Source organism: Streptomyces sp. NPDC055078 (assembly GCF_053607985.1).
This window is the reverse complement of sequence record NZ_JBSGUP010000259.1, coordinates 1-10,683: the sequence shown is the minus strand read 5'-3', so window position 1 is coordinate 10,683 and position 10,683 is coordinate 1. Positions and strand designations below refer to the sequence as shown.

The 10,683-nt window shown below is 69.6% G+C and carries 11 protein-coding genes; 5 read left to right on the top strand and 6 right to left on the bottom strand.

Translation table 11 applies throughout. The features are described from left to right. The coding region (gene dnaE / locus ACWF94_RS21585) for a DNA polymerase III subunit alpha (RefSeq protein WP_453490682.1) at window positions 1–1,595 on the bottom strand (1,595 nt) is incomplete at its 3' end. 348 nt (window positions 1,596–1,943) lie between these two features. On the opposite strand from dnaE, the gene ACWF94_RS21580 reads away from it, so the two are divergent. From ACWF94_RS21580 to ACWF94_RS21570, 3 genes are all read left to right on the top strand, one after another. Continuing rightward, the gene (locus ACWF94_RS21580) at window positions 1,944–3,302 is read left to right on the top strand and encodes a DUF2252 domain-containing protein (protein WP_453490679.1); all 1,359 of its coding nucleotides are present in this window, start codon (window positions 1,944–1,946) and stop codon (window positions 3,300–3,302) included. 67 nt (window positions 3,303–3,369) lie between these two features. Further along, on the top strand, window positions 3,370–4,053 hold the full coding sequence (locus ACWF94_RS21575) for a hypothetical protein (RefSeq protein WP_453490676.1): 684 nt from the start codon (window positions 3,370–3,372) through the stop codon (window positions 4,051–4,053). Between the two features lie 160 nt (window positions 4,054–4,213). Beyond that, on the top strand, window positions 4,214–5,032 hold the full coding sequence (locus ACWF94_RS21570; RefSeq protein WP_453490673.1) for a DsbA family protein: 819 nt from the start codon (window positions 4,214–4,216) through the stop codon (window positions 5,030–5,032). 109 nt (window positions 5,033–5,141) lie between these two features. On the opposite strand, the gene ACWF94_RS21565 is transcribed toward ACWF94_RS21570, so the two are convergent. Further along, on the bottom strand, window positions 5,142–5,726 hold the full coding sequence (locus tag ACWF94_RS21565) for a dienelactone hydrolase family protein (RefSeq protein WP_453490670.1): 585 nt from the start codon (window positions 5,724–5,726) through the stop codon (window positions 5,142–5,144). A 23-nt stretch (window positions 5,727–5,749) separates the two neighbouring features. Between ACWF94_RS21565 and ACWF94_RS21560 the strand changes: the two genes are divergently transcribed. Next, entirely contained in the window at window positions 5,750–6,892 is a 1,143-nt protein-coding gene (locus ACWF94_RS21560; protein WP_453490667.1) for a mechanosensitive ion channel family protein, read from the top strand. 118 nt (window positions 6,893–7,010) lie between these two features. Here ACWF94_RS21560 and ACWF94_RS21555 read toward each other — a convergent pair whose 3' ends face one another. Beyond that, the gene (locus tag ACWF94_RS21555; protein WP_453490664.1) at window positions 7,011–7,757 is read right to left on the bottom strand and encodes an SDR family NAD(P)-dependent oxidoreductase; all 747 of its coding nucleotides are present in this window, start codon (window positions 7,755–7,757) and stop codon (window positions 7,011–7,013) included. A gap of 120 nt (window positions 7,758–7,877) precedes the next feature. Between ACWF94_RS21555 and ACWF94_RS21550 the strand changes: the two genes are divergently transcribed. Further along, entirely contained in the window at window positions 7,878–8,387 is a 510-nt protein-coding gene (locus ACWF94_RS21550; RefSeq protein WP_453490661.1) for an SAM-dependent methyltransferase, read from the top strand. 15 nt (window positions 8,388–8,402) lie between these two features. On the opposite strand, the gene ACWF94_RS21545 is transcribed toward ACWF94_RS21550, so the two are convergent. From ACWF94_RS21545 to ACWF94_RS21535, 3 genes are all read right to left on the bottom strand, one after another. After that, the gene (locus ACWF94_RS21545; RefSeq protein WP_453490658.1) at window positions 8,403–9,344 is read right to left on the bottom strand and encodes an RluA family pseudouridine synthase; all 942 of its coding nucleotides are present in this window, start codon (window positions 9,342–9,344) and stop codon (window positions 8,403–8,405) included. Between the two features lie 66 nt (window positions 9,345–9,410). Further along, window positions 9,411–9,971, bottom strand: coding sequence for a signal peptidase II (gene lspA, locus ACWF94_RS21540; RefSeq protein ID WP_453490655.1), 561 nt, complete (start codon window positions 9,969–9,971; stop codon window positions 9,411–9,413). 58 nt (window positions 9,972–10,029) lie between these two features. Next, on the bottom strand, window positions 10,030–10,506 hold the full coding sequence (locus ACWF94_RS21535) for a TraR/DksA family transcriptional regulator (RefSeq protein WP_453490652.1): 477 nt from the start codon (window positions 10,504–10,506) through the stop codon (window positions 10,030–10,032). Between the last annotated feature and the right edge of the window lie 177 nt (window positions 10,507–10,683).

The window sequence follows — 10,683 nt, the reverse complement described above, 5'->3', positions numbered from 1 at the left end:
CGGACCAGGCCCTCCACACCCTTCGCGGTGTCGATGACCTTCTTCACATCCGGCTCGTTCTCGTACATCCCCCGGATCTCCCCCGCCTCGCTGTAACGCGGATGCGAAGGGTCGGTGATGCCGTTGAGATCGATGCCCTTGCCGAGCACATCGGCGGGCATGGCCTTGGTGAGCCGGTCGCCCATGGCATACGGATAGCCGAGAACCCGCGCGGAGTCCTTGATGGCGTTCTTCGCCTTGATCTTTCCGTACGTACCGATCATGGCGACCTTGTCGGCGCCGTACTTCTCCGTGACGTACCGGATCACTTCCACGCGCCTGCGCTCGTCGAAGTCGATGTCGACATCGGGCATCGAGACACGCTCGGGATTGAGGAACCGCTCGAAGATCAGCCCGTGCTCGATCGGGTCGAGGTCGGTGATCCCCATCGCGTACGACACGATCGAACCGGCGGCCGAGCCCCGGCCGGGGCCCACCGCGATGCCGTTCTTCTTGGCCCACATGATGAAGTCGGCGACCACGAGGAAGTACCCCGGGAACCCCATCTTGATGATGACGTCCATCTCGTACTCCGCCTGCTTCTGGCGGTCGTCGGGGACGCCGCCGGGGAAGCGGCGGTTCATCCCGACCCGGACTTCTTCCTGGAACCAGGTGACTTCGGTGTAACCGTCGGGGATCTCGAACCTCGGCATCAGGTTCTTCGCCTGGAACATACCGTCCGTATTGATCTGCTCGGCCACCAGCAGCGTATTACGGCACCCCTCCTGCCACGCGTCCGACGAATCCACCGCATACATCTCGTCCGTCGACTTCAGGTAATAACCCGTCCCGTCGAACCGGAACCGGTCCGGATCCGACAGATTCTTCCCCGTCTGGATACACAACAACGCATCATGCGCCGTCGCCTCCTGCGCATACGTGTAATGCGAGTCATTCGTCACCAGCGGCGGAATACCCAGCTTCCGCCCCACCTCCAGCAACCTGTCCCGCACCCGCCGCTCGATCTCGATCCCATGATCCATCAACTCCAGGAAATACCGGTCCTTCCCGAAGATGTCCTGATACTCCGACGCAGCCTTCACCGCCTCGTCGAACTGCCCCAGCCGCAACCGCGTCTGCAACTCACCCGACGGACACCCCGTCGACGCGATCAGCCCCTCCGACCACTGCGCGATGGTCTCCCGGTCCATCCGCGGCCACTTCTGCAGCCACCCCTCCGCATACGCGTCCGACGACAACCGGAACAGATTGTGCAGACCCGTCTGATCCGACGCCCAGATCGTCTTATGCGTATAACCACCGGAACCCGACACATCGTCCCGCTTCTGATGCGGCTGCCCCCACTGCACCTTCCGCTTGTTCCGCCGCGACTCCGGCGCCACATACGCCTCGATCCCGATGATCGGCGTCACCCCCGCCTTCACCGCCGAATGAAAGAAGTCGTACGCGCCATGCAGATTCCCGTGATCCGTCATCGCGATATGCGACATACCCATCTCATTGCACGCGGCGAACATGTCCTTCAACCGCGCCGCACCATCCAGCAGCGAATACTGAGTGTGCACATGCAGATGCGTGAAGGGCGGCTTGGTCACGGCGGGGGCCTCCAGAGAACGGGCGACGAGCGGTGGCGGAGTGTCTGCGGGGGACAGCGTGGAAGTCTACGACTCCGCACCGACAACCGCCGGGGCCACGCTGACAGTCGTGGGGCCTCCGGACCGCCGTGCCCTGGCTGTCCGGGCCTCCGGACCGCCGGGCCCTGGCTGACAGTCAAGGGGAACGACGGGTGTCCCGGGCCGTGCCGCGGGCGGTGAGGCGATCCCGGACCGTGCCGCCGGCGGTGGGGCACTCCCGGGTACCGTCGAGCGTTGGACTGGCTGAACCACTCTCTCCCCCGGTCACCCCGGGGGCCCTGATCCGTCCCGCACCAGGAGGCCGCAGCGATGTCGGTACCGCACCCCGCCGAGATCACGCCCGCAGAGCGCGGTGAGCAGATTCTCGCCGTTTTCGGGACCGCCTTCGGCGACCTCCTGGCGGCCGACCCGGCCGCCTTCCGCGTCAAGTTCCGGAAGATGGCCGCCTCGGCGTTCGCCTTCTACCGGGGCACCGCCTGTCTGTTCTACGGCGACCTGGAGCAGGAGCACGGCGCGCGGGGCGACCGGGCGATCCACCGCGGCCCGTATCTGGACGAGCGCACCAGCCGGGTGTGGATCCATGGCGATCTCCACGCGGAGAATTTCGGCACGTACATGGATGCGAACGGCCGGCTGATCTTCAATGTGAACGACTTCGACGAGGCGTATGTCGGCCCCTTCACCTGGGATCTGCAGCGGCTGGCCGCCTCGCTGGCGCTGCTCGGCTACACGAAGGCGTTCAGCGACGGGCAGATCACCGAGCTGGTGCGGACGTACGGCGCCGCGTACCGCGAGCGCATCCACGCCCTGGCGACCGGCGCCAAGAACGACGAGGTGCCGCCGTTCACCCTGGACACCGCCGAGGGCCCGCTGCTGGGGGCGCTCCGCGACGCCCGCTCGCTGACCCGGTTCTCGCTGCTGGACTCGATGACCGAGATCCGTGACTTCGAGCGCCGCTTCGCCCCGGACGGCGGCTCCGTCGAGCTGGACGCCGCCGGCCGGTACAAGGTGCTGGCCGCCTTCGACGGCTATCTGGAGACGCTGCCGGACTCCAGCCTGACCCGGCCCGACTCGTACCGGGTGAAGGATGTGGTCGGCAGGCGCGGGATCGGCATCGGATCCGCCGGTCTGCCCTCGTACAACATCCTGCTGGAGGGCAACAGCGACGCCCTGGAGAACGACGTCGTGATCTATATGAAGCAGGCCCAGACCCCCGCGGTCTCCCGTCATATCGACGATCCGACCGTGCGGGAGTATTTCCTGCACGAGGGCCACCGCACCGTGATCTCACAGCGCGCGCTCCAGGATCACGCCGATCCGTGGCTGGGCTGGACCGAGCTGGACGGCGCCGGTCAGCTGGTCGCCGAGGTCTCGCCGTACGCGGTGGATCTGGACTGGTCGGACCTCGACGACCCGGAGGAGATCGCGGCGGTCGTCGCGGACCTCGGCCGGGCGACCGCCACCATGCACGGCGCGGCGGACGACGAGAGCGGCCACTCCCTGGTGCCGTTCTCCACCGAGCGGGCCATCGACGCGGCCATCGCGGCGGACGAGGAGGGCTTCCCCGAGCTGCTCGTGGACTTCGCGCACCGCTATGGCGCGCGGGCGCGAGCGGACCACCAGATCTTTGTCGACCTGTTCCGCAACGGCCGGATTCCGGGCCTGTAGGGCACCGCCCCGGGACGGCCGGATCCGTTAAGGCTCCTCTCAGGCAGTCATGGCACACTCGCAGACGATGGATGTATCGGAAATGCAGCTCAGGACGCTGCGGGCGGCGATCTTCACGGCACTCGTCGTGACGCTGTCCGCCGGCTCCCATGTGCTGCTCTCCCGGTCCCCGCTGCCGTGGACCACGGTCGCCGGTCTTTCGGCGGGCGTCTTCGCCGTCGCGTACGCCCTCTCCGGCCGCGAGCGTGGTTACTGGCGCATCGCGGGCCTGCTCGTCCCGCTCGAACTGGCCGCGGACACGATCTTCACCACCGGTCAGGACCTCTGCTACGGCCCCGGGGGCGGACCGGTCGCCGGTTCGCTGCGGGCGCTGGGATTCGATGTGCTGTGCGGCGGGAGCGTCGGCGGCACCCTGCCGGGCGTCGCCGAGCCGGGTACGGCCTCGCTGCTTGCCTCCACCGACCCCGCGCTGCCCTGGCTGCTGCTCGGGGCCCATGTCTCCGTCGGGCTGCTCGCCGCCGCCTGGCTGTGGCACGGCGAGGCGGCGCTGGCGAGCCTGCTGCGGACGGTGGGCACGCTGGCGTTCCGCCCGCTGCTGCTCGCGGTCGCCGTGGTGGCGGCACCCCGGCCCGGACGCCGCGTGGCCCGCTCCGTCCCGCGCCACGCCGTCTCCCGTACCCGGCTGCTGGTGCACTCCGTCGGCCGGCGTGGACCGCCTCGCCCCGCCGCGGGCTTCGTCCTGAGCGCATAAGCGCATCAGCGCCTGAGCGCCCGAGCAGCTGAAACGGTGACCGGCCGGGCTTCCGAGCAGCCGATCGCCCGAGCGGCCGAGGCCAGGAACGCCCGCCCCGCGAGCCCCCCACCTGTCTTCCGTATCTCCCCGGTACGGCATCCCACGGAGTGACATCAGCATGAGTGCACGCAACAGCAAGGCCAACAAGGCGGCGGCCCGTGAGCGGCTGCGCCTGGAGCGCGAGCGGCAGGCCAAGAAGGACAGGGTCCGCCGGCAGATGATCGTCATCGGTTCCACGGTCGTGGTCCTCGCGATCGCGGGCGGCATCGGTTACGCGGTGATGGAGTCCAACAAGCCGGACCACTGGGAGGCGGCGAAGGACGCGAAGACCGTCACCGCGCCCAGGAACACCGAGGGCACCAACGGCACGACCGTCGTCATCGGCAAGCCGGCGGCGAAGAAGACGCTGGAGCTGTACGAGGACTCCCGCTGCCCGAGTTGCGCGGCCTTCGAGCAGGGGGCGGGTGAGACGCTGACGAAGGACGTCGGGGCCGGGAAGTACAAGGTCAAGTATGTCGGCGCCACCTTTATCGACAATCTCGACCAGGGTGAGGGCTCGAAGAACGCGCTCAGCGCGCTGGGCGCGGCGCTCGATGTCAGCCCGGAGGCGTTCTCGCAGTACAAGGCCGCCCTCTACTCGAAGAAGTTCCATCCCAAGGAGAGCGAGGACAAGTTCGCCAAGGACTCCTATCTCCTGGAGATCGCCGACACGGTCCCGGCGCTCAAGGCCAACGCCGGGTTCAAGAAGAATGTCGAGGACGGCACCTTCGACGCCTGGGCGATGAAGATGTCGGCGACGTTCACCAAGAGCGGGGTCGGCGGCACCCCGACGCTCAAGATGGACGGCAAGAAGATCACCACGGAGGGCACGGACAACCCGCCGATGACGGCAGCGGAGTACACCAAGGAGATCGGCAAGGCCCTGGCCCGCCGCTGAGCCGCCCCGCCGACCCCGTACTGCCGACCCGCGCCGCGGGTCGGTACCGGCCCGCGGCGGGTGTCAGTACCGACCCGTACCGAGTGTCAGTACCGACCCGCGCCGGGTGTCACTGCCGACCCGTGCCCAGCGTCTCCAGGAAGCCGAGCGACACCCTCCAGGCCGACTCGGCGGCTTCCTCGTCGTAGTCCGGCAGCTCCGGGTCCGTGAAGATGTGCCCGGCGCCCGGGTAGCGGTAGACCTCGGCGTCGGCACCCACCCGGCCCATGCCCAGGTACCACGCGGTGAGCCAGTCGTGCGGCTCGTACGGATCGGGGTCGGCGACATGCAGCTGTACGGGCAGCTCGCCGACCGCCGGGTTCTCGGGGATGTCCGCCGTACCGTGCAGGAGCAGCAGACCGCGCGACTTCTCGTCCCCGAAGGCCAGCGTCTGCGCGAAGGCGGCGCCCAGCGAGAAGCCCGCGTACACCAGCCCGCGCCCGGAGTGCGGTGCGGCGGCCGTGATCGCCCGTTTGAGCAGTTCGTCCTGGCCCAGCTCGTCCTTGAAGGTCATGCCCTCGTCGGCCGTGTCAAATGTTCTGCCGTCGAAGAGATCGGGCGTCCACACCTGGTGACCTGCCCGCTCAAGCCGCCCGGCGGCCGACCGCACGGCCGGGCGCAGACCGTACACAGAGTGGAAAAGCATGATGTCCATGCGGTCAGGTTACGTTCGAGGACATGGAGAATGTGCTGCGCCCATTGCTTGTCATCGGTGGTGCGGCCGTCCTCACGCTGTGCGTGGGATGGCTGGTCGATCTGCTGCTCCGGCGGGCCGACACCCGGCACCCGGAGACCCCACTGTGGGGTCTGCTGCGCCGCTGCCGGCTGCCCCTGCGGTTCGTGCTGGGCACGGCGGTGCTGAGAGGGACCTATCGACAGGCGGAGATCGGCGCGCTCCGCGGTCATCACGCGGGCATCGGCCAGGTCCTGACCCTGGTGCTGATCGGGGCATCCGCCTGGCTCGTGGTGAGGATCGCCACAGCCGTGGTCGAGTCCACCTACACCCGTTACGCGGCGGCGACCCGCGACCCGGCCAGGGTGCGCCGGGTGCGTACGCAGGTCACGCTGATCCAGCGGGTCGTCATCGCCGTCGTGGGCGTGGTGGCGGTCGCCGCGATGCTGCTGACGTTCCCCGCCATGCGCACCGTCGGGACCTCCATGCTGGCGTCGGCCGGTGTGCTCGGCATCGTGGCCGGTGTCGCGGCCCAGTCGACGCTCGGCAATCTCTTCGCCGGGCTCCAGATCGCGTTCGGTGACATGGTGCGGATAGGGGACACGGTGGTGGTCGACGGCGAGTGGGGGACGATCGAGGAGATCACCCTCACCTTTCTCGCCGTACGGACCTGGGACGAGCGCCGGATCACCATGCCGGTCTCGTACTTCACCAGCAAACCGTTCGAGAACTGGTCACGCGGCGGTGTGCAGATGACCGGGACCGTCTTCTTCCATCTCGACCACTCCGCACCCGTGCCCCTGATGCGCGACAGACTCCACGAGGTCGTACGCGAGTGCCCGGCGTGGGACGGCCGCGACTGGTCGCTCGCCGTCACGGACACCACCCCGTCGACGATCGAAGTACGGGCGGTGGTCACCGCGAAGGACGCGGACGACATCTGGACCGTACGGTGCGCGGTGCGCGAGCAGTTGATCGCCTGGCTGTACGAGCACCATCCGTACGCGCTGCCCAGGATCGCGACCGCCCCCGCGGCGGAGCGGTCGGGCGGACTGGTGGAGCAGTCCCGCGGGCCGCTGGAGCGCGCCCCCGGTCCGGTGGAACTCACCACGGCGGAGGAGGAGCCTCCGCGCACCGGCCGCGGCTGATACGACAGCACCCGGGATCCGGCGGACGGTGAGCGGCCACGGGGAACCCTGGGGCTCCTGGCGTCGGGAGCGCCGCCGGCTCAGGAGCACGGGCCCGGCTCAGGAGCACCGGCCCGGCTCAGTGGCCGCGTTCCGCGCCGCCGTTGACCTGGATCACCTGGGCGGTGATGTGCCCGGCCGCCGATGACGCCAGCCAGTGCAGGGTCTGCGCGATATCGCCGGGGTGGCCGACGCGCCCGGTCGCGGTCTCCGCGATCAGCGCCCGCCGGCGATCCTCGGGGAACGGCTCCGCGAAGAAGTCGGTCTCCTCGACGAGCCCGGGGGCGACGGCGTTCACGGTGATCCCGCGCGGCCCGAGTTCCCGGGCGAGCCCGAAGGCGTAGGGGTGGAGCGCGGCCTTGGCCGACGCGTACGCGGCACGGCCCGTACCCCGGTACGCGGCGATCGAGCTGAGGAACAGCACCCGGCCCCCGGGGGTGGCCAGATGGCTCTTGAGTGCCTCGGTGAGCAGCACGGCGGTGAGCGTGTTGAGCCGGAAGTTCACCGTCCAGTCGTGGGCGGCGGCCGTCAGCGGATCGGTGTGCTCGACGGGCTTCTCCCGGCGGCCGTTGCCGCCCGCGCTGTGCACCAGGACATCGACGGTGCCGTACTCCCGCTCGGTGAACGCGGCGGCGAGGCGGGCGCCATCGGGGTCGCCGAGGTCGGCCGCGCAGTACCGGGCGCCGGGAATCCGCTCGGCGGCCCGCGCGAGGACGTCCTCGCGCCGTCCGAGCAGTACGATCTGCTCCCCGTCCGCGGCGAAGGTCTCCGCCGCCGCGAACCCGATTCCGGTACCTCCGCCACTGATCACCACGGTGCGCGCCATGCCGGGATCCTACGAGCCGCCCGCGACGGGAGGGGACGGCGCGCGGGGAGAGCCGCTAGCGTGCCTCGTATGACTGCGCGTCGTAAGGCTGTGCCTCATGGGGCCGTGCCTCATGGGGCCGTGCCGAGACGGCTGAGCTGGGCGGTCGGGCAGCTGGCCGTCGGGCCCGCCGACCGGGTCCTGGAGATCGGCTGCGGGCGGGGGGTCGCCGCCGCGCTGGTCGCCGAACGGCTCGACACCGGCACGATCACCGCGATCGACCGCTCGGCGCACGCCGTCGACGGTGCCCGGCTGCGCAACGCCGAACAGCTAGCGGCGGGCCGGGTCGTCGTACGCCGGGCGGCCCTCACCGAACTGTCCGCCGCGGACGGCCCCTTCGACCAGATCTTCGCGGTGAACGTGAATGTGTTCTGGACCTCCCCGGCCGACGGGGAACTGGACCTGGTACGGAGCCTGCTGGCCCCGCGCGGCACCTTCTCGCTGTTCTACGAGCCTCCGGCGGCGGCCCGGGCCCGCGAACTGGCGGCGCTGCTCACACCCCGGCTGACCTGGCCCGGAGCCACCACCGCGGTGGTGACCGAGACGACCGGGCGGGCCACCCTGCTGGGCATCCGCACCACGGTGGACTGAGAGCCTGCTCCCCCCTCAGGCGCTCTCCGCCGCGATCCTGTCGAGCGCATCGCGCAGATCGTCCGGGTACCCGCTGGCGAACTCCACCCACTGCCCGTCCGACGGATGCTCGAAGCCGAGGCGCACGGCGTGCAGCCACTGCCGGGTCAGGCCGAGGCGCTTGGCGAGCGTCGGATCGGCGCCATAGGTCAGATCACCCACGCAGGGGTGCCGGTGCGCAGCCATATGCACCCGGATCTGATGGGTGCGCCCGGTCTCCAGCTTGATGTCGAGCAGCGAGGCCGCGCGGAACGCCTCCAGCAGGTCGTAGTGCGTCACCGACGGCTTGCCGTCGGCGGTCACCGCCCACTTGTAGTCATGGTTCGGATGGCGTCCGATGGGGGCGTCGATCGTCCCGCTCATCGGGTCCGGATGGCCCTGCACGAGCGCGTGGTAGCGCTTGTCGACCGTACGCTCCCGGAACTGCTGCTTGAGCAGGGTGTACGCCCGCTCCGACTTGGCCACGACCATCAGCCCCGAGGTGCCGACGTCCAGCCGGTGCACGATGCCCTGGCGCTCGGCCGCGCCCGAGGTGGAGATGCGGTACCCGGCGGCGGCGAGGCCGCCGATCACCGTGGTCCCGGTCCAGCCGGGGCTGGGGTGGGCGGCCACCCCAACGGGCTTCATGATCACCACGATGTCGTCGTCGTCGTGCACGATCTCCATGCCCTCGACCGGCTCGGCCACGATCCGGACCGGCGCGGGCGCCTGCGGCATCTCGACCTCCAGCCAGGCCCCGCCGTGCACCCGCTCGGACTTCCCCACCACCGAGCCGTCCACCTGCACCTTTCCCGCCCCGGCCAGCTCGGCCGCCTTGGTGCGGGAGAAGCCGAACATACGCGAGATGGCGGCGTCGACGCGCTCGCCCTCAAGGCCGTCGGGTACGGGCAGGGTGCGGATCTCGGGGAGGGTACTCACCCGTCGAGTATGCCTTGCCGGTCCTGGTGATCAGTCCCCGGTCGTCAGTCCCTGTGGACGGTCCCGTCAGTCCTTGTGGACGGTCCCGTCGGGGTCAAGACCCCGGAAGGAGAGGATCACGATCAGAATGCCGCCGCAGACGATCGCGGAGTCGGCGAGGTTGAAGACGGCGAAGTGCGCGGGCGCGATGAAGTCGACGACCGCGCCCTCGAACACTCCGGGGGCGCGGAAGATCCGGTCGGTGAGGTTGCCGAGCGCTCCGCCGAGCAGCAGACCGAGCGCGATCGCCCACGGCAGGCTGTACAGCTTGCGCGCCAGCCGGATGATCACCACGATCACGGTCGCCGCGATGGCGGTGAAGATCACGGTGAACGCCTCGCCGATACCGAAGGCCGCCCCGGCGTTCCGTACCGCCTCGAACTTCAGCCAGTCACCGATGATCTCGATGGGCGGCTGATGTTCCAGCTTGGCCACCACGATCATCTTGCTGACGAGGTCGAGCAGATAGGCGAAGACCGCCACGCCGAGCAGCACCGCGATACGGCGCCTGCCCTTGGGCTGCTCGGCGGGCGCCGCAGCCTCGTCGTCAACATCCGGCGTACCGATGATGCGCTCCGCCTCTGCCACGTGAGTCCCTCAACCTAGGTGCCTGACTGACACGAGCGTACGGCACACGTGTGCGGTGTCAGCCCCTGCGCTCCTGCTTCTGCTTGCACTCCACACACAGTGTGGCGCGGGGGAACGCCTGCATACGGGCCTTGCCGATCGGCTTGCCGCAGTTCTCACAGAGCCCATAGGTACCGGCGTCGAGCCGGAGCAGCGCCCGCTCGGTCTGTTCGAGCATCTCGCGGGCGTTGGCGGCGAGCGACAGCTCGTGTTCACGGGTGATGTTCTTGGACCCGGTGTCGGCGTCGTCGTCGCCCGCGCCGCCTCCGGAGTCCCGCATCAGATTGGTCAGAGCGGTCCGGGACGAGGTCAGCTCGGCGTTCAGCCGGATCACCTCGTCCTCCAGCTCGGCGCGGGCCGCGGCGATCTCCTCAGGGGTCCACGGGTCCTCGCCCGGCCGTACGGCCAGCTCACCCGGAGCTGTCGCCGCCGCCGTACGGGCCGTGGGCACCGCTGCCGGACTCTTGCCGGCAGCCACGGTCTTCTTCGCTCCCACCGTCCTGGCTCCTGTCTGCTCGGCGGCCTCGGCCGCCCTCTTGGCCGCGGGCGCGGCCCTCTTCGCGGCCTTCTTGGCCGGGGCTTTCCTCTCGGTGGCCTTCCCGGCCGTGGAACTGGCCGTGGAACTGGCCATGGGTCTGGTGGATCCCGCCATCGACCCGGCGGTCGACCCTGC